The organism is Streptomyces sp. NBC_01716 (genome assembly GCF_036248275.1).
In the GTDB taxonomy this organism is placed as follows: Bacteria; Actinomycetota; Actinomycetes; order Streptomycetales; family Streptomycetaceae; genus Streptomyces.
The window spans coordinates 6,382,990-6,401,019 of sequence record NZ_CP109181.1; the positions used below are offsets into that span (position 1 = coordinate 6,382,990).

Annotated in this window: 16 protein-coding genes; 7 read left to right on the forward strand and 9 right to left on the reverse strand. The window is 71.4% G+C overall.

Features of this window, described 5'->3' with window-relative positions:
- Positions 1-86: 86 nt before the first annotated feature.
- Complete coding sequence (locus OIE74_RS28135; RefSeq protein WP_329388460.1) at positions 87-1,118, reverse strand: Gfo/Idh/MocA family protein; 1,032 nt, start codon at positions 1,116-1,118, stop codon at positions 87-89.
- 83 nt (positions 1,119-1,201) lie between these two features.
- On the opposite strand from OIE74_RS28135, the gene OIE74_RS28140 reads away from it, so the two are divergent.
- Complete coding sequence (locus tag OIE74_RS28140) at positions 1,202-2,500, forward strand: multidrug effflux MFS transporter (RefSeq protein ID WP_329388462.1); 1,299 nt, start codon at positions 1,202-1,204, stop codon at positions 2,498-2,500.
- Here OIE74_RS28140 and OIE74_RS28145 read toward each other — a convergent pair.
- The gene (locus OIE74_RS28145; protein ID WP_329388464.1) at positions 2,476-3,792 is read right to left on the reverse strand and encodes a hypothetical protein; all 1,317 of its coding nucleotides are present in this window, start codon (positions 3,790-3,792) and stop codon (positions 2,476-2,478) included. The genes OIE74_RS28140 and OIE74_RS28145 overlap by 25 nt on opposite strands.
- 214 nt (positions 3,793-4,006) lie before the next feature.
- On the opposite strand from OIE74_RS28145, the gene OIE74_RS28150 reads away from it, so the two are divergent.
- On the forward strand, positions 4,007-5,071 hold the full coding sequence (locus OIE74_RS28150) for a small ribosomal subunit Rsm22 family protein (protein WP_329388466.1): 1,065 nt from the start codon (positions 4,007-4,009) through the stop codon (positions 5,069-5,071).
- Here OIE74_RS28150 and ddaH read toward each other — a convergent pair.
- A complete protein-coding gene (gene ddaH, locus OIE74_RS28155) occupies positions 5,063-5,920 on the reverse strand; it encodes a dimethylargininase (RefSeq protein ID WP_329388468.1) in 858 nt (285 codons plus the stop codon). The two genes, OIE74_RS28150 and ddaH, sit on opposite strands and share 9 nt — an antisense overlap.
- Before the next feature lie 143 nt (positions 5,921-6,063).
- Between ddaH and OIE74_RS28160 the strand changes: the two genes are divergently transcribed.
- On the forward strand, positions 6,064-6,696 hold the full coding sequence (locus OIE74_RS28160) for a TetR/AcrR family transcriptional regulator (protein WP_329388471.1): 633 nt from the start codon (positions 6,064-6,066) through the stop codon (positions 6,694-6,696).
- 326 nt (positions 6,697-7,022) lie between these two features.
- Positions 7,023-7,769 (forward strand): bifunctional DNA primase/polymerase, encoded by a 747-nt coding sequence (locus tag OIE74_RS28165; RefSeq protein WP_329388473.1) that lies wholly within the window; start codon positions 7,023-7,025, stop codon positions 7,767-7,769.
- A 100-nt stretch (positions 7,770-7,869) separates the two neighbouring features.
- Here the strand turns inward: OIE74_RS28165 and OIE74_RS28170 are convergent, their stop codons facing one another.
- From OIE74_RS28170 to OIE74_RS28185, 4 genes are read right to left on the reverse strand one after another with little or no spacing between them, the layout of a single operon-like run.
- Entirely contained in the window at positions 7,870-8,850 is a 981-nt protein-coding gene (locus OIE74_RS28170) for a hypothetical protein (RefSeq protein ID WP_329388475.1), read from the reverse strand.
- Entirely contained in the window at positions 8,847-9,785 is a 939-nt protein-coding gene (locus tag OIE74_RS28175; RefSeq protein ID WP_329388477.1) for a heme ABC transporter ATP-binding protein, read from the reverse strand. The genes OIE74_RS28170 and OIE74_RS28175 overlap by 4 nt, the downstream gene beginning before the upstream one ends.
- Positions 9,782-10,888, reverse strand: a complete 1,107-nt coding sequence (locus tag OIE74_RS28180) for a FecCD family ABC transporter permease (RefSeq protein ID WP_329388479.1) — start codon at positions 10,886-10,888, stop codon at positions 9,782-9,784. The genes OIE74_RS28175 and OIE74_RS28180 overlap by 4 nt, the downstream gene beginning before the upstream one ends.
- A 1-nt stretch (position 10,889) precedes the next feature.
- Entirely contained in the window at positions 10,890-11,906 is a 1,017-nt protein-coding gene (locus OIE74_RS28185) for a heme/hemin ABC transporter substrate-binding protein (protein ID WP_329388482.1), read from the reverse strand.
- A gap of 180 nt (positions 11,907-12,086) precedes the next feature.
- Here OIE74_RS28185 and OIE74_RS28190 point away from each other — a divergent pair, with 180 nt between their 5' ends.
- The 3 genes from OIE74_RS28190 (at position 12,087) to OIE74_RS28200 (ending at position 16,050) form a co-directional block, all read left to right on the forward strand.
- A complete protein-coding gene (locus OIE74_RS28190) occupies positions 12,087-13,592 on the forward strand; it encodes an HtaA domain-containing protein (protein ID WP_329388484.1) in 1,506 nt (501 codons plus the stop codon).
- 65 nt (positions 13,593-13,657) lie between these two features.
- The gene (locus OIE74_RS28195; RefSeq protein ID WP_329388487.1) at positions 13,658-15,235 is read left to right on the forward strand and encodes an HtaA domain-containing protein; all 1,578 of its coding nucleotides are present in this window, start codon (positions 13,658-13,660) and stop codon (positions 15,233-15,235) included.
- A 146-nt stretch (positions 15,236-15,381) separates the two neighbouring features.
- Entirely contained in the window at positions 15,382-16,050 is a 669-nt protein-coding gene (locus OIE74_RS28200) for a PhzF family phenazine biosynthesis protein (RefSeq protein ID WP_329388489.1), read from the forward strand.
- 190 nt (positions 16,051-16,240) lie between these two features.
- Here OIE74_RS28200 and OIE74_RS28205 read toward each other — a convergent pair whose 3' ends face one another.
- Both OIE74_RS28205 and map read right to left on the reverse strand, forming a co-directional pair.
- Positions 16,241-16,909, reverse strand: a complete 669-nt coding sequence (locus OIE74_RS28205) for a biliverdin-producing heme oxygenase (RefSeq protein ID WP_329388491.1) — start codon at positions 16,907-16,909, stop codon at positions 16,241-16,243.
- Between the two features lie 214 nt (positions 16,910-17,123).
- Positions 17,124-17,981: a type I methionyl aminopeptidase gene (gene map, locus OIE74_RS28210; RefSeq protein WP_329388493.1), complete on the reverse strand. Its 858-nt coding sequence runs from the start codon at positions 17,979-17,981 to the stop codon at positions 17,124-17,126.
- Between the last annotated feature and the right edge of the window lie 49 nt (positions 17,982-18,030).

Genomic DNA, 18,030 nt, shown 5'->3' on the forward strand with positions numbered 1-18,030 from the left:
CAATAGGCCCGGATTTCTCCGGCATTATCCGCTCTGTGTCATATGCCGGAGCGCCGGCCGCCCGCGCCCCACCCGCCCACGCCCCCTCAGGCCACCTCGTCCACCGGGTAGCGGACCCCGACCCGCTCCCGTGCCGCGTCCAGCGTCCGCATCACCGCCAGGCTGCCCTCCAGCGGCACCAGCGGCGACTCCGTCTCCCCGGCCCGCAGGCACCGCGTCACCTCGGCCGCCTCGTGCTGCATCCCCGTCAACCCGCTCTCCACAGAGTGCTGTTCGGGCTCCCGCCCGTCCCGGTGCAGTACGAATGTCTCCGGCGCGAAGAACCCGCTCGGCAGCTCGATCCGGCCCGCCGTGCCGGTGACCGTCGCGGTCGTCCCCGTCGCGGCGGTCACCGAGCAGCTGAGCAGAGCGGTCGCCCCCGACTCCCAGCCCAGAAGCATCCCCGTGTTCAGATCCACCCCCTCGGGCGAGAGAAGCGCGTCGGCCTGTACGCGGTCGGGCTCGCCCAGAATCAGCTGCGCGAACGACACCGGGTAGACCCCGAGGTCCAGCAGCGCACCGCCACCGAGCGCGGGATCGCGCAGCCGGTGCTCGGGACCGAAGGGACCCTGGAGCCCGAAGTCGGCCTGCACCGTGCGGACTTCACCGATCGCCCCGTCCGCGATCAGCTCCGTCATCCGCCGGATCACCGGGCTGCAGTACATCCACATGGCCTCCATCAGGAAGAGACCCCGCTCACCCGCGAGCGCCACCAGCTCCCGTGCCTCGCGCGAGTTGAGCGTGAACGCCTTCTCGCACAGCACCGGCTTCCCCGCTTCGAGGGCGAGCCCCGCCGCGGCACGGTGCGCGGAGTGTGGCGTCGCGACGTACACCACGTCCACGTCCGGATCGGCGACGAGCCCGGCCCAGTCGCCGTACGCCCGGGGGATGTCGAAGCGGTCGGCGAACGCCTTCGCCGACGCCTCGCTCCGGGAGGCCACCGCGACGACCTCGGCGCCCGCCATGCTCCGTACGTCCGCGGTGAACCTCCCGGCTATGCCGCCCGTGGCGAGAACGCCCCACCGGATCGCGCCGTCACCGGCGGCGACCACGCCATTTCTGTCTTGTTCCGCCGTCATATATGCCCCTTACACAAAAAAGGTCCCGACCACTCGGCCAGAGCTGAGAGCATAGGGAGGGTTTCAACTACATGGAGATATGAATGCCGGACGGCGGCCAGAGCACACGCGCACATGAAGGACACATACCCAGCTCTCCGGCCGCGACGGGGAGCGACACCGGCGTCGACATCCCCGCCGCGCGACGCGCCGGCCTCATCGTCACTCTCGTTCTTGGCGGACTCACCGCACTCCCGCCGCTGTCGATGGACATGTACCTCCCGGCGCTGCCCGCCGTCACCCGCGTCCTCGACTCGTCGGCGGCCACCGCGCAGCTCACCCTCACCGCCTGTCTGACGGGTATGGCCCTCGGCCAGCTCGTCGTGGGGCCGATGAGTGACAAGTGGGGACGGCGGAAGCCCCTGCTGCTCGGCATGGTCGTGTACGTCTTCGCCACCGCGATCTGCGCCCTGGCCCCCACCGTCGAACTGCTCATCGGCTTCCGGCTTCTCCAGGGGCTGGCGGGCGCGGCGGGCATCGTGATCGCCCGCGCCGTCGTGCGTGACCTCTACGACGGCGTCGAGATGGCCCGTTTCTTCTCCACCCTGATGCTGATCTCCGGCGTCGCGCCGGTCATCGCCCCGGTGATCGGCGGCCAGGTGCTCCAGGTCACCGACTGGCGCGGCATCTTCGTCGTCCTCACCGTCGTCGGCATCGCGCTGACCCTCGTCGTCGTGAAATGGCTGCACGAGACGCTGCCGCCCGGGAAGCGCCACAGCGGCGGCGTCGGCGAAGCGCTCGGCACGATGCGGGGGCTGCTCGCCGACCGCGTCTTCACCGGCTACATGCTGGCGGGCGGGCTCGCCTTCGCGGCTCTGTTCGCGTACATCGCGGCCTCGCCGTTCGTGGTGCAGGAGATCTACGGTGCCTCGCCGCAGACGTACAGCCTGCTCTTCGGCGTCAACTCCATCGGTCTGATCACCGTCGGGCAGATCAACGGCCGGCTGCTGGTCGGCCGGGTCAGCATGGAGAAGGTGCTGGGCCTCGGCCTCGTCGTCATCACGCTCGCCGGGGCCGCGCTGCTGGTGATGACGAGCGGGGTGTTCGGCGAGCCCGGCCTCGTCCCCGTCGCGGCCGGGCTGTTCGTGCTGATGTCGGCCATGGGACTGGCGATGCCCAACACGAACGCCCTCGCGCTGATGCGGACCCCGCACGCCGCCGGGTCGGCGTCGGCCCTCATCGGTACGGCGTCGTTCCTGATCGGCGCCATCGCCTCACCGCTCGTCGGGATCGCGGGCGAGGAGACGGCGGTGCCGATGGCCGTCGTACAGGTGGTGTGCGGCGCCGGGGCGCTGGTCTGCTTCCTGACGCTGTGCTCTCAGTCCTCGTCGCGCCGCAAGTAGGCGATCAGATGCGGACGGTCGCCGGGGTCCGTCCAGCGGAACAGCCCCACCCCGTTCGCGTCCCCGCTCGGCAGCCGCACATTGAGCGGCAGCGGCTCGGGCTCACCGGTGGTGAGACTCACCTGTACGGGATTGCCGCCGCCGGACAGGGCGTCCGTCACGGTACGGGCGCTCGTCGCCCCGTACGCCACGCCCGTGTCCGTCACCGACGTCAGCGTCAGCGGCCTCGTGCCGTCCGACTCCTCGAAGCAGAACGCCTTCTTCTCGTCCAGGTCGAAAGCGAGCCTGCCCGCGATGAGATAGCGGCCGTCGGGGGAGGAGACGAGCTGCGGATCGGCGCCCGGATTGATAGCGGGCTTACGGCACCGCACCTGCGCCACCATCTTGCCGGTGTCCAGGGCGTGCACCACCCACATCTCGTGCGTGGCCGCGTCCTTCGCGCCCTTCTTCTTCTGCCACTTGGCCAGCACATGTCCGGCCGACATGGACGCGGGCACTCCGGACTTCGGCTCGGTGCCCTTCGGCGCGACCTTCCGGCTGAACCAGCCGCCCCGTACCCAGAACTCCTTCGCGCCGCTCACCAGCAGGCCGTTCGCGGTCACGCCGCGTACCTCGGTGAGCTTCTTGCAGTCCGGGCAGTCCTTCGGGAAGCCGAGCGAGCCCGGCGCCGTCCTGGACACCTCGCCGGTCGACGGGTCGACGACCGCGCTGACAGCCTTGCCGTCGCTGATCAGAATGCCGGGGCCGGTGCCCGTGACGGTCGGCGCGTCCGTCCAGGGCACCTCGACGCGCCGCTGTTCACCGGTGGCCGCGTCGTACACGTCGAGGGAGACGAGCGAGTCGGCCGAGGCCAGCGCGTACTCGCCGAGGCGCCCGTACGACCAGGTCACGAAGTACTGCTTGTCGCCCTTGGTCACCGCGAGCAGCCTGGGATAGCGGTCCACCGGCGCCAGGGGCCGCCACGCCTGGCCCGACCAGCCGGCCTTCCCCGTCTCGGTGTACTGGGTGCGCAGCTGGTACCGGCCGTCGTCGGCCCGCGCCAGATACGCGACGAGACCGTTGGCGGAGGCGACCGCGTACTGCGGTGACACGTCCTCGATCTCCCAGCCGCGCCGGGTGTTGTAGGCGTCGGGCACGTTCAGCTGTGTCTCGGGACCCGAACTCGGCACCGGCTTGCGGGGCTTGGCGTCGTCGTCCTTGGTGCCTCCGCAGCTGGCGAGGACGAGCAGCATCACCAGGATCAGCACCCCGGCGATGAGAGTGACGCGCACGATCTTCTGCCGCTTGGTCATCAAGGACATCGGCGTCAGACCGTGCGCACGGTAAAACGGCAATTGGTCCCCCCGCGAGCACGGTGTGGCGATGGAGCGGCAACGGCGGTCAGCGTAGCAACTGGGTCGGTACCCGCCGCAGTTCGGTGCCGCCACGATTCCGTGCCCGTTACGTGGCGGCCGACTGTCGGACAGGCGGATTCAGGCCACACCCGGGGCGCCTACAATTTCGGCGGTGAACGCCTCCCTCCGCACCGCCGACGTCCTCCGCGCCGCCCTCGCGGGACTGCTCGACGGACTGCCGCCCAGCAAGGCCGCCCAGGCCGTCGAGCGGCTGATCGCCAACTACCGGGGAGCCACCCCGACCGGCACACCGCTCCTGCGTGACCGCTCCGACGTCGCCGCCTACGCCGCCTACCGGATGCCGGCCACCTTCGAGGCCGTACGGTCCGCGCTCGACGCGCTCGCCGACGCCGCGCCCGGGTGGGCGCCGGGCAGCCACGTGGACGTCGGCGGGGGCACGGGGGCGGCGGTGTGGGCGACCGAGGCGACCTGGCCGGACGGTGAGGGGGACGACGGCGGCGGGCGTACGACGAGCGTGCTGGACTGGGCCGAACCCGCGCTCGCCCTCGGCCGCGAGCTGGCAGCCGGGTCGCCGGTGCCCGCGCTGCGCGACGCCGAGTGGCGCCGGACCAGGATCGGCACGGGCCTGAAACTCCCCGAGTGCGACCTCGTCACCGTCTCGTACGTCCTGGGGGAACTGACCGGCACCGACCGCGGCGCCCTCGTCGCCGAGGCCGCGCGCGCCGGACAGGCCGTGGTGATCGTGGAGCCGGGGACGCCCGACGGGTACGCACGCGTCATCGAGGCCCGCGACCTGCTCATCGCGGCGGGCCTGCGCGTCGCGGCGCCCTGCCCGCACAGCGGCGCCTGCCCCATCGAACCCGGCACGGACTGGTGCCACTTCGCCGCCCGCGTCAGCCGGTCTTCGCTGCACCGGCAGGTGAAGGGGGGCTCGCTGGCGTACGAGGACGAGAAGTTCAGCTACGTGGCGGCGGTGCGCTTCGACGCGGAGCCGGTACGGGCGCGGGTGACCCGCAAGCCGCAGACCCGCAAGGGGCAGATGCTGCTCGACCTCTGTACGGAGAGCGACGGACTGCGGCGCGAGACGGTGAGCAAGCGGCACGGGCCGCTGTACCGGGCCGCGCGCGACGCGTCGTGGGGCGACGCCTGGCCGCCCCACGACGCGCCGGAGAGCGCGCCGGACAACGCTCCGGGTCACGCGCCCGAATCAGGCTGAGAGCAGCAACTCCCGCCGTACGTCCAGCTCTTGTTCCGGACGCAGCTCCTGCGTGCAGCACTTCACGCTGCCGCCGCCCTTGAGCAGCTCGCCCAGGTCCATGGCGATCGGCTCGTAACCCCGGCGTCTGAGCGGTGCGAAGAGACCGGCCGCCGCCTGCGGCAGCAGCACATGGCGGCCGTCGCTCACGGCGTTGAGCCCGAGGGCCGCCGCGTCCGTCTCCTCCGCGATGAGCGCGTCCGGGAAGAGCCGGGCGAGGACGGCCCGGCTGCCCGGCGAGAACGCGCCGGGGTAGTACATGACGTCGTCGGCCGCGTCGTCCAGGACACAGAGCGCGGTGTCCAGGTGGTAGTAGCGCGGATCGACCAGATCGAGACCGATCACCGGCCGGCCGAAGAACTCCTGTGCCTCGTCGTGCGAGAGCGGACTGGACCGGAAGCCGCGCCCGGCCAGGATGTACGAGCCGGTGACGGCGAAGTCGCCCTCGCCCTCGTTGATGTGCGCCGGCTCATGGATCTCGGTGAAGCCGCGCGCGCGGAACCAGGTCAGATGCGCCTCCGCCTCCCGCGTGCGCTCGGGATGCGCGAACCGCGCGCCGAGCACACGGCCGTCGATGACGGTCGCGCCGTTGGCCGCGTACACCATGTCGGGCAGGTCGGGCCGGGGTTCGAGCAGGGAGACGGTGTGACCGAGAGCGCGGTAGCGGTCGCGGAGCACCTCCCACTGCGCGAGGGCCAGCGGAATGTCCACCGGTTTCGACGGATCCATCCACGGGTTGATCGAGTACGTCACTCTGAAATGCGCCGGTGGGCACATCAGATAGCGCCGGGGCGAGGCGTCACGAGGCAACGAGGGCTCCTCACGAACGATGGGATCGCACGGGGTGTGTGCGTCGCCCCATGGTCCGCCCGGAAAGGGCGTTCGCACAGTGATCCGTTCGGGTGGTTCATCGGGCGAGACGGTGCGTCTCGCCTTCCTGGTAGGCTGACGGAATGGCTGAGAGCAAGGCACCGGACTCCACCCGCCGCAGCGAGAGGTCGCGCCGCGCGATCTACGCCGCCGCCCTGTCCCTGGTGGGCGAGGCCGGCTACGCGAAGACGACGATCGAGGGCATCGCGGCCCGCGCGGGCGTCGGCAAACAGACGATCTACCGCTGGTGGCCGTCGAAGGCAGCCGTACTCCTCGAAGCCTTCCTCGACCTGGGCGAACAGGCCGCCGAGGCGGCCGGCGGCGGCGCCGGCGCGTACGAGATCCCGGACACCGGCGATCTCGCGGCGGACCTCAAGCCGGTGCTGCGCGCCACGGTCGACGAGCTGAACGATCCGAGGTTCGAGGCGCCGATCCGCGCGCTCGCCGCCGAGGGCATCGTGGACGCGGCGATCGGCGCCCAGTACGCGGAGAAGCTCCTGGAGCCGCAAGCCGCCCTCTACGTACGGAGGCTGCGGGCCGCGCAGGAGGCGGGGACCGTACGCGACGACATCGACCCGCGCACCGCGATGGAGCTGCTCACCGGCCCGATCCTGCACCGCTGGCTGCTGCGGACGCTGCCGCTCACCCACGAGTACGCGGACTCGCTGGTCGACTACGCGCTCGGCGGACTGGCGCCGAGGTCATCGGATCAGTAGCCCGACCGGTCCATCGGCCCCGTCGGTTCTCTCGGCCTCATCGGCTCCGTCGGCCCTGGTCGGGCGTCTCGCGGCACTCAGTGCCGTATCGGGCCGTACCGGATTTTCGACCCGTACGGGGTGAGTTCCCTGCCAGGCCGAATGTGTCGAACACCACCGGCACCCATCGCCCGCATCGGTGGCTGATTTCCCGAAATAGCCTGGGATGGCGCCCGGTGATGGGCATCCGCCCGCCCACCCCGGTTGAGGAGTGCGGCCCCCCGAGGCGCAGGATGGTGCGAACATGGAAGAGTCCGAGAGGGCCGATGCATGAGGTGAGGGGATAGATGGGCGACGATTTCGGCCGCTACCGCGGCACTGAGGGCAGGGTTTCCCAGTGGCTGCGCCGACTCGCCAGAAAGACCGATGACGGTCCGGCGTCCGCCCAGGACCCCGACGCCCGCCTGGCACTGCTCCTCGCGGTGGCCGCCGCCGGTATGCCCGTCTCGCCCGCCGCGCACCCCATCGGCTACCGATGTTCGTGCGAACGCATCGGCTGTCCCACCCCCGCCAGACATCCCATCTCCTTCGCCTGGCAGACACAGTCCACGACCGACGAGGCCCAGATCGAACGCTGGGCCAGGAACCAGCCCGAGGCCAACTTCATCACGGCGACCGGTCTGGTCCACGACGTCCTCGACGTCCCGCTGGAGGCGGGCCGCATGGCACTGGAGCGGCTGCTCGGCGCGGGGATCGACGTCGGTCCTGTGGCCGATTCGGGCGGCGACCGGATGCTCTTCTTCACCGCCACCCGGGGCACGCCCGAGGACGAGGACGAGTGGTGGCCCTGTGAACTGGACTGCCACCCCGAGACGATGGACGAGCATCCCGGCTTCCGCTGGCACTGCCGGGGCAGTTACGTCCTCGTACCGCCGGCGAGGCTGCCCGGCGAGCTGTCGATGACCTGGCTGCGCGGCCCCGAGCATCCGCTGCCGGACCCGCTGACGCTGCTGGAGTCGCTGACCGACGCGTGCGCGCGGTACGCGGGCGAGAACCAGGAGCTGGACCCGGTGGCCTGGCCGCTCGGCCGCTGACCACCCGAGCCGGACCGGACCGCCGTCGGACGACGGTCCGCGCTCGCCCGCCTGTGTTCTGCGGGGCGTCCCCCTGCGGGGCGTCCCCCTGCGGGGGGTGTCAGGAGCCTTCGGCCCCTATCACCCCTTGCAGCCTGCTCACCACGTCTATCCGGTCCGCCTCGGCCCCGCCCGGCTTCACCAGCGCCGCCTGGCTCGACACCCACTCCTTGGTGAGAGTGTCCTTCACCTCACCGGTCATCAGCGCCTTCACGTCGGCGCTCACGGTCGGGGTGAAGCCCTCGGCGGCCGTCTGCCGGTCGAAGTACTTGATCGCGAAGAAGACGAGCGCGCCGCCGTCCTTCGTGGCGAGGGCGAGAGGCGCGAAGTCCCCGGTGTCCAGGCGCTGATCGCTGTACTGGATGGTGAGACCGGGCAGCTTGGCGTTCTTCGCGCGGATGTCCCGCCACTCGTCGGTGTGCGGTCCCGGCGCGAAGTGCTCGGGCTCGCCGTCCTTCAAGTACGAGATGTACTCGGCGCCCACGTCTCCGGGGGCGACCGCCGGTGACTCGCTGTCGGCGGGGGCCGGTTCGACGAAGCCGTCCTTGTCGGTCTTGAACTCCGGGAACTCGTCCGGCGTGAGGATCGCGAGATAGGCGACCTCCCACAGCTGGTCGGCGCCGTTGCGTACGAAGACCAGGACCCAGCGGTTGTCGCCGGGGCCGTCGTCCTTGTCGCGGTTGCTGTCGGTGTCGGCGACGAACCAGCGCGGCCAGCCCGCCTTCTTGGGGATGAGGAACTTGGCGTCGGTCAGCTCCAGCGGCTGGTGCCGGTCGTTGCCGTCGGGGTCGGTGATGCTTCTGGCCTTGAGCCCGGCCTGGTTGATCGCGCCCAGCGCACCGGTGACCCGGCCGGCGTCCAGGCCGGGGTCGTACGCCTTGTCGGCCTTGTTGTACGCCTCGGTGAAATCCGCGAGGGCCTGGGCCGCCTCGGACTTCTTCGCACCTGGCAGCACGGCCAGTTCACCGTGGACCGTCATACACCCACTCGCGAGCAGCGACATCACCATCGCGAGTCCCGCTGCCCGAATCGGCCTTCTCATCGGTCGCCTTCTGCTCCGTGACCCCCACTGACCGTCCGAACCCTACCGGTCCGCACCGGCACCACGAGCGGGGTCCCGGTGCGCGGGTGCGGGAAGACCTCGACGGGCTGTCGGTAGACCCGGCTGAGGAGTTGACCGCCGAACACGTCCGCCGGCGGGCCCTCCGCCGCGATCCGTCCCTCGTGCAGGACGGCGGCCCGGTCGGCGTGCGCGGCGGCCAGCCCGAGGTCGTGCAGCACGACGACGACGGCGTCACCGGCCGCCGCGCGGGCCCGGCAGACGCGCAGCACCAACTCCTGGTGGCGCAGGTCGAGTGCGGCGGTCGGCTCGTCGAGCAGGAGCAGCGGGGCGCGCTGGGCGAGCACCCGGGCGAGCGCGACACGGGCGCGTTCGCCGCCGGAGAGGGCGGAGAAGGGGCGCCGGGCGAACTCGCCCACCTCCGTGGCCGCCATCGCCTCGGCCACGGCCGCGTCGTCGTCCTCCTCCGACGCCGTGCCCGCCCAGGGGGCGCGGCCCATCCGGACGACGTCCTCCACGGGGAAGGGGAAGGAGAGCGTGGCCGCCTGCGGCAACACGGCCCGCCGCAGGGCGAGTTCGGGCGCGGACCAGTCATGGGCGGCGCGGCCGGCGATCCGTACGCCACCGCCGGTGGCGGGGTCGGGAGGCAGATCGGCCGCGAGGGCGGCGAGGAGCGTCGACTTGCCGGCCCCGTTCGGCCCGACGAGAGCGAGCACCTCACCGGCGCGTACGACGAGGTCGACCCCGCCGTCGGTACCGCCGAGCACGTCGCGGCCCCCGAGCCGTATCCGCAGGTCCCGTGCCTCGGCCACGACGTCCCCGGGCGCGAAGGGCGCGGGCGATTCCCGGCCCCGTACGGGGAACAGATTCCGCACCACGCGGTGCGCCGCGGCCTTCACGACGGTGCCGGTTCTCATGCCCAACCCCCTTGCCTGCGGCGGGTCCTGCGCAGCAGCAGGAAGAAGAACGGACTGCCGAAGAGAGCTGTCAGGACACCCAGGGGCAGTTCGGCCGGGGCCGCCACCGTGCGGGCCGCCAGGTCGCCCGCCACCAGGACCAGCGCGCCTCCGAGCGCGCTGCCCGGCACCAGGAAGCGGTGGCCGGGGCCGTTCACCATCCGCAGGAGATGCGGGACCAGCAGGCCGACGAAGGTGATGATCCCCGCGACCGCCACGGCGGCGGCCGTCAGGAGTGCCACGACCAGGACCAGGACGATCCGCAGCCGTTCGACATCCACGCCCAGATGCCTGGCCGGCCGTTCGCCCAGCGCGAGGAGGTCCAACTTCCGTGCGTAGAAAGGCGCGACGGCCAGACCGAGGAGCGCGCACGGCAGTACGGCGAGCACCTTGGGCCAGGTCGCCTGGGCCAGCGAGCCGAGCTGCCAGAAGGTGATCTGGCTGATCTGCGCGTTGTCGGCGAAGAAGATGGACAGTCCGATGAGCGCGCCCGAGAAGGCGTTCACCGCGATGCCGGTGAGGATGAGCGTGACCACCTCCGTACGGCCGCCGGAGCGGGACATCGCGTACACGAGGAGCACCGTCACCAGCCCGGAGACGAACGCGCAGACGGTGACCGTCCAGTTGCCGAAGAAGCTCAGGCCGAGCGCGATCGACGCGACGGCGCCGACCGCCGCGCCGGCGGAGATGCCGATGACCCCGGGCTCGGCGAGCGGATTGCCGAACACGCCCTGCATCAGGGCGCCCGCACAGCCCAGCGAGGCGCCGACGAGCAGCGCGAGGACGACGCGCGGCAGCCGGACGTTCCACAGGACGCTCTCGGGGACCCGTTCGAGCGCGGTGCCACCGAGACCGGTCCGGTGCAGGACGGAGGAGAGGACGTCGCCGAGGGGGATGTCGTACGCGCCGAGCCCGGCGGAGAGCAGACAGAGCACGAGCAGCACACCGAGCAGCCCGGCCGTCAACAGCCAGGTTCTCCCGCGCCGCCCGGGCCGCTCCTTCGAAGTGGCCCCGGACGGGGCGGTGTCCGGCGGCCCGGCGGTCACCGTGGGCGTGGCCGTCATGTCACTCGCCGTCCGGGTAGAGCTGCTCGACCAGGGACGCGAGCACCTGGTCCGTACGGGGCCCGTAGTTGAGCAGTACGCCGTCGTCGACGGAGACGAACCGGCGGTCGAGCCCGGCGGGTGTCTCGGCGACGCCCGGGATCTTCACCAGACCGTCGGGACCGCCCACCGATTCAAGTCCCTTGGTCATCAGGAGGATCGCGTCGGGCGCGGCCTTCGCCAGCGCCTCGCTGGTGATCGCGGTGAAGTCCTTGTCCAGGCCGGACTCCTTGCCCGCGTCGACGGCGCCGGCCGCCTCCAGCAGCGAACTCACCCCGGAATCACGGCCGCCCAGCAGATAGACGGACGCCGAGCCACGCAGATAGAGGAAGGCGACGCGCGGCTTCGCGCCGTCGGCGGGTGCCGGGATCCGCTTCTGTACGGCGGCGATCCGTTCGGCCGTACGCGCGCTCAACTCCTCGCCCGCCGCGTCAACGCCCAGCGCGTGCGCCACCGTCGTGATGCGCCTGCCGACGTCGTCCAGGCCCTTCGCGGGCGCCACGACGAGCAGGGGGATCCCGGCGTCCCGTATCTGGTCGACGGCCTCGGCCGGTCCCGTGGTGGTCTCGGCGATGACGAGTGTCGGCTTGAGAGAGAGGACGCTCTCGGCCGAGACGTCGTGCGCGCGGGTCACCACGGGCAGTTCACCGGCCTGTTCGAAGGTGGCGGTGATGTCGCGGGCCACGACGTGCTCGCCGAGCCCGAGGGTGAAGACGATCTCGTTGAGCGAACCGGTGAGGGGGACGAGCCGGTCGGCGGAGGTGACGGTGACCTTCGTGCCGTCGGCGGAGTCCACGGTGACCGGCAGCCGGGGCTCGGGGACGGTGGCCAGCGGCTCGACCCGGTCGGCGGTGGCGGTCGCCCCGGCGCCCTTCGCGGTCCCGCCGCTACCGCTGCTACCGCTTCCGCCGCAGCCGGTGGCGAGCAGGGCGAGGGTCAGCACCGAGATGACTGCGCCCGCCAGGCGTTGAGTGCGCACGGAGTGCACCGTCCCGTCGTTGTGTGGGGTCCTGTTGAGGCGCCCGGGGCGGAAGGGTTCCGAACCGGGCTGGAGATAGCTTAGGTTAGCCTTACCTTGCTTACCAGGTCCGGGGTGTCTCAACCGGGCTTTTTCGGCGTGCCCAGGGCCGCCGTCGTCTCCTACGGAGGAGTGATCTCCATGCTGTCGTCCAGACCGGTGCGCCTTCTCGCCGTCGCGCTTCTCGCCGCGCTCGTCGGGGCTCTGCTCCCGGCGGCCACGGCTCACGCGGCGGACCGCACCGTGCGGGGCGGCAGGCTCGACTGGGGCATCAAGTCCTCCTTCCAGAGCTATGTCACCGGGCCCATCGCGGGCGGCAGTTGGAGCCTGACCAGGGGCGCGGCGACCGTGGGCGGCAGTCAGTTCCGCTTCCACTCCGCCTCGGGGACGTACGACCCCGACAGCGGCGCGCTGAGCGCCGGATTCAGCGGCGGCGTCCGCTTCGTCGGCCACACCAAGCCCGACGGAACGCACGAGCTGGACCTCACCATCAGCCGGCCCACGGTCCGTATCTCCGGCGGCCGGGGCACCCTGCACGCCGACATGACCAGCAAGGCCAAGGGAAGCGGCAAGGTCACCACGTCGTCGCAGGTCCCGCTCGCCACACTCGATCTCGGCGGGATCGACATGAGGGGCGGCGGCAGCCCGGTCGCACTCGGCAACGTCCCCTCGACGCTCACCGCACAGGGCGCCACCGCCTTCGCCGGCTACTACACGGCGGGCACGCCGCTCGATCCGGTCAGCCTCTCCGTGGACGTGGCCGCCGCGAAGAACCCGGCGCAGAAGCCCGCGCCGAAGCCGGGCGAGACGGACAAGGGCACGGACCCGGACAAGGACGGGGCCGAGGACGAGCGGGCGAAGGGCGCTCTGGAGGACGCGGCCGTCGACTGGGGCGTACGCCGTACCTTCCGTGAGTACGTCACCGGCCCCATCGCGGGCGGCCGCTGGACGCTCGACGGCGGGGCCCAGGACGGCGGCGCGCTCTTCCGTTTCCCGAAGGGCAAGGGGACGTACGACGCGAAGAAGCAGACGCTCGACGCCGACTTCGCGGGCAGCGTCTCCTTCACCGGAGACCAGCTGGACCTGACGCTGAGCGGTATCAGCGTCCAGGTGAAGGGCGGGAAGGGCACCCTGGCCGCCGATGTCGCGAGCGAGGGCGAGGCGCCGGCCAAGGCCGTCCCGCTGGTCACCTTTGCCGCCGCGGACCTCACACCGAAGAACGGCCTCGCCGCGCTCACCGAGGCGCCCGCCGCGCTCACCGAGCCCGGGGCCAAGGCTTTCGGCTCCCTCTACAAGGCGGGGACCGCGATGGACCCCGTCTCACTCGCCGTCGCCGTCGACAAGAAGGCGAAGCTGCCCGCGCTCCCCGATCTGGGCAGCGACACCGAGGCATCCGCCGAGCCCAAGTCCGGTACGGCGACCGGCGATTCCACCAAGCCGGCGGAGGCGGACGATGCCGCGTCCGCCTCCACGTCCTCCCAGGCCCTCACCTACGGGGGGATCGGCGCGGGCGTGCTGCTCGCCGCCGCCCTGGCGGTGTACGTCGGCGTACGGCGCCGCGGCGCGACGGCGGGCGGCACCGATGCCGATGCCGACTCTGTCGGCGCCCCGGACACCGGCTCCGGCTCCGGCTCCGGCGGAACCTGACTTCCCCCGGCCCCCCACCCCCCACTCCTTCAGCGCGTTCCCACTCATCGAGGAGAGCCCCGAACATGCCAGCCACCCGTCGTCCCATAGCCCTTGCCGCGGCAGTCGCCACAGTCGTGGCCATCGGCGCCACCGCGCTCGCCGTCCCGGCGTTCGCGTCGGGCAGCGCCCCGGCCGCACCCGCGGCGCCCGGTGCCCCCGCCGCGCCGCAGCTCGACCTGAAGGACGGCACCCTGGAGTGGGGCTTCAAGGAGTCCTTCCGTAAGTACCTCCTCTCGCCCATCGCCAACGGGAAGATCACGGCCGCCGACGGTGCCACCCAGGCAGCCGGCAACGGGGTGTTCACCTTCACCGACGGCAAGGGCACCTACGACACCGGCACGCACGCCACCGCCACCGCCTTCAAGGGAAGCGTGCACTTCGAGGGTCACCATGGCGTCCTCGACATCAAGTTGAGCGATGTGAAGGTCAACACCGGCCGCGAGACCGGGGAGATCACCGCCGACGTCACCAGCGTGACCGAGGGCGAGTCCGCGACGCAGGAGGACGTGCCGATCGCCGATCTGGACCTGACGGCGGTCCAGCCGGGCCAGGGCGAGAACGGCGCGATGGTCTTCAAGGACATCCCCGCCAAGCTCACGGCCGAAGGCTCGGAGGCGTTCGCGGGCTTCTACGCCGCCGGCGTGCAACTGGACCCGGCGACCCTCTCCGTGACGGCGGCCAAGCCTCCTACGGATGACCCCACGGATGAGCCGACCGATGAGCCGACCGATGAGCCCACCGACGAGCCGACGGATGAGCCGACCGACCAGCCCACGGACGAGCCGACGGACCCGGCGGTCGTGGACGGCGCGATCGTCGACGGCAACCTCGACTGGGGCGTCAAGAAGAGCTTCCGTACGTATGTGACGGGCCCCATCGCCAAGGGCAAGGTCGAACTCGCCGCCGGCGCGACCCAGCCGGGCGAGGCCTACCGCTTCCCCAAGGCCACCGGCTCGTTCGACGCCGACGCGCAGACCCTCTCGGCGAAGTTCAAAGGATCCGTCCGCTTCCTGGGCCACGAGGAGGCGGGCTCGTACATCCTCGACCTCAAGCTCAGCGGTCTGGAGGCCGAGGTCGAGAACGGCAAGGGCACGCTCGTCGCGGACGTCAGCACCAAGGACCGGGAGACCCACGAGGTCTCCACCTTCGAGGACCTGGCCATCGCCACGCTCGACCTGCCCGCCGGTGACCTGGCGGCCGAGGACGGCGTCGTCACGCTGGACGCCGTACCCGCCTCGCTCACCGCGGACGGCACGAAGGCGTTCGGCGGCATGTACCAGGCGGGCGAGGCGCTCGACGCCGTCACCGCGGCCGTCTCCCTCACGGACGACGCCCAGCTTCCGGGCGGTTCGGGTGGCTCGGGCAGTACGGGCGGCAGCGCGGGCGGTACGACCGGCGGCGCCGGCACCACGGGCGGTACCGGCGGCACGGCGGGCGGCGGCACCGTCGGCGGCTCCGCGGGCGGCGTGGGGAATCTCGCGAGCACCGGCTCCGAGGTTCCCACCGGCGCGCTGACCGGCGCGGCGGGCGCGCTCGCCTTCGCGGGCGCCGCCGCCGTCTACGTCGCCCGGCGCCGTAACACCGCCATCGACGAGGTCTGACGGGCGAGTTGAGCCGTCGGACCACGTGCGAGGGACCTTCGAGGGACCTCAAGGGGCAGGGCCGTACCGCGGGAGTCGCGGTACGGCCCTGCCCCGTCGGGCACACCTCGCACGTGATGTTCAACGGCTGATGCTTCAATGCCTGCGTGAATGACATCGCCGACGGCGGCATCGAAGTACTGAGCGTCTTCTGCGGGGGCGACGGGCGGCACGGCAATTCGCTCGGAGTCGTACGGCACGGCCGCGACTACCCGGACGAGGCGTCCCGGCAGGCGCTCGCCGCCGAACTCGGCTTCAGCGAGACCGTGTTCGTGGACGACCCCGAGCGCGGCCATGTGGACATCTACACCCCGGGCGTGCGGCTGCCGTTCGCCGGACACCCGCTCGTGGGCGCCGCGTGGCTGCTCGACCTGGAGCTGGTCAACCCGCCCGTCGGCGAGGTGTGGGTGCGCCAGGACGGCGAGTTCACCTGGATCACGGCGCGCCCCGAATGGGCCCCGCCGCGCACCCTGTGCCGCTACGGGACGGCCGCCGAGGTCGACGCCCTGCCCGCGCCGCCGCCGGGCGAGGGCTGGCTCTACGCGTGGGCGTGGGAGGACGAGTCGGCAGGCCGGGTCAGGGCACGGGCCTTCCCGCGCCGCGACGACGGCATCGTGGAGGACGAGGCGACGGGGGCGGCTGCCCTGCTGCTCACCGCCGAGCTGGGGCGGGCCCTGAACATCAGGCAGGGCCGGGGGTCGCAGATCCTCACTGCCCCCGGTCCTGACGGCTCGATCGAGGTCGGCGGACGCGTCCGCCTGCTCGCGCCGCGCTGAACGCGGTCCCTCGCGTCACCCTCCTCAGAGCCTGTCGGGTGGCCTCTGACCGGGCGTCCACGCCCTGGCACGCACGCTTCCCGCGTTGCCGAAATGCCCAAGTAGCTCCGCTACAAGGGCATCCCGGCGCCTTGGAATCGCACGCACCAGACCGCGTCCGCTATCCGATCGAAGGCCACCCGACAGGCTCTCAGGCGCTGAGGGGGAACTCGCCCTCCAGCTCGTGGAACACGGCACCGTTGAAGTCGAACGCCCGCTTGCACTCCTCGATGACGCGCTGCTTCTCCAGGTCGTCCACCGGGACCGCGTCGAGCAGTTCGCGGTAAGTGCGCTTGAACGCCGCCGGGTTGGCGATCTCGTCGAAGACGTAGAAGCGGACGCCGTCGCCCTTGCGTGCGAAGCCCCAGGTCTTCTCCGCCATGTCGCGGACGACCTGGCCGCCGGAGAGATCTCCGAGATAACGGGTGTAGTGGTGGGCCACATAGCCGCCGGGCCAGGTGCGGGCGCACTCGGTGATCCTCGCCGCGTACGCCGCGGTGGCGGGCAGCGGCTCCAGGCCATCGCGCCAGCCGGCGCCGCGCAGATGCGTCAGGTCGCGCTCCAGGGCGTCGGCGCGCATCAGCTCGGGCCGCAGGAAGGGGCCGGCGACCGGGTCCCCTTCGAGAGCCCCGGCGGCGTCCTCCAGCGCGCGGTACACGAACCAGAGCTGTTCGGTGTAGCGCGTGTACGCCTCCACCCCGAACCGCCGGCCCAGCAGGTCGCTCATGAAGGTCGAGGTGTTCACCTCCGTGTGCTTCTCGTGCGACGCGACACGGATCATCGTCGAGAAGGGTGTCGGGACGGTGGCGGTGGCGTCCAAGGCAGGCCTCCGGGGGCCGAGGGAAGGGGAGAACCAGACCGGGGTCCGGCGGGGCAGCATGGGCGCTTGCCTTCGCCGATCCTCCTACTTAGGCTTACCTAAGTCAACTGGTTCCCGACGTCCTGTCGGTAAAAGTGTTACCCGCCGAGCGCGCGGGGGCCACCCGTCACCGGTGTGGCCCCCGCGCAGCGCGGAGCGGGTCAGGGCGTCCGCTTCACGGCAGGGTCAGGATGTCCGCGCCGGTTTCCGTCACCACGAGCGTGTGCTCGAACTGGGCGGTCCGCCTGCGGTCCTTCGTCACCACGGTCCAGCCGTCGTCCCACATCTCGTACTCGTGGGTGCCCAGCGTGAGCATCGGCTCGATGGTGAAGGTCATGCCGGGCCGCATGACGGTCGTCGCGTGCGGGCTGTCGTAGTGCGGGATGATCAGCCCGGAGTGGAACGACGAGTTGATGCCGTGCCCGGTGAAGTCGCGGACCACGCCGTAACCGAACCGCTTGGCGTACGACTCGATGACGCGGCCGATGACATTGACCTGCCGGCCGGGCCTGACAGCCTTGATGGCCCGGTTCAGTGACTCACGGGTCCGCTCGACCAGCAGCCTGGACTCCTCGTCGACGGCACCGCAGAAGTACGTGGCGTTGTTGTCGCCGTGCACGCCGTTGATGTAGGCGGTGACGTCGAGATTCACGATGTCGCCGTCGCGCAGCACGGTGGAGTCCGGGATGCCGTGGCAGATGACCTCGTTGACCGAGGTGCAGAGCGACTTCGGGAACTCGCGGTAGCCGAGGGTGGAGGGGTACGCCCCGTGGTCGACCATGAAGTCGTGCGCGACCCGGTCGAGTTCGTCGGTGGTGACGCCGGGCGCGATGTGCTTCGCGGCCTCCTCCATCGCCTGGGCGGCGATCCGTCCGGCGATCCGCATCAGCTCGACGGTCTCGTCGCTCTGCACCTCCGGCCCGGTGTACGGGGCCGGCTGAGGTTTGCCGACGTACTCCGGGCGCCGGATCTTCGCGGGAACGGTACGGGCGGGAGAGAGCTCCCCGGGCACGAGGAGTGACTGGCCAGACATACCAGCGAGTCTAACCAGCGTTCAAAAGCCGTCGGTGGGGCAGCATGGC

Excerpts from the sequence above, each read along its gene's own strand:
- OIE74_RS28190 (WP_329388484.1), top strand. The coding sequence starts at position 12,087 with ATGCTGTCGTCCAGACCGGTGCGCCTTCTCGCCGTCGCGCTTCTCGCC.
- OIE74_RS28195 (WP_329388487.1), top strand. The coding sequence starts at position 13,658 with ATGCCAGCCACCCGTCGTCCCATAGCCCTTGCCGCGGCAGTCGCCACA.
- OIE74_RS28180 (WP_329388479.1), bottom strand. The coding sequence starts at position 10,888 with ATGACGGCCACGCCCACGGTGACCGCCGGGCCGCCGGACACCGCCCCG.
- OIE74_RS28160 (WP_329388471.1), top strand. The coding sequence starts at position 6,064 with ATGGCTGAGAGCAAGGCACCGGACTCCACCCGCCGCAGCGAGAGGTCG.
- OIE74_RS28165 (WP_329388473.1), top strand. The coding sequence starts at position 7,023 with ATGGGCGACGATTTCGGCCGCTACCGCGGCACTGAGGGCAGGGTTTCC.
- map (WP_329388493.1), bottom strand. The coding sequence starts at position 17,981 with ATGTCTGGCCAGTCACTCCTCGTGCCCGGGGAGCTCTCTCCCGCCCGT.
- OIE74_RS28145 (WP_329388464.1), bottom strand. The coding sequence starts at position 3,792 with ATGACCAAGCGGCAGAAGATCGTGCGCGTCACTCTCATCGCCGGGGTG.
- OIE74_RS28135 (WP_329388460.1), bottom strand. The coding sequence starts at position 1,118 with ATGACGGCGGAACAAGACAGAAATGGCGTGGTCGCCGCCGGTGACGGC.
- OIE74_RS28170 (WP_329388475.1), bottom strand. The coding sequence starts at position 8,850 with ATGAGAAGGCCGATTCGGGCAGCGGGACTCGCGATGGTGATGTCGCTG.
- OIE74_RS28140 (WP_329388462.1), top strand. The coding sequence starts at position 1,202 with ATGCCGGACGGCGGCCAGAGCACACGCGCACATGAAGGACACATACCC.
- OIE74_RS28175 (WP_329388477.1), bottom strand. The coding sequence starts at position 9,785 with ATGAGAACCGGCACCGTCGTGAAGGCCGCGGCGCACCGCGTGGTGCGG.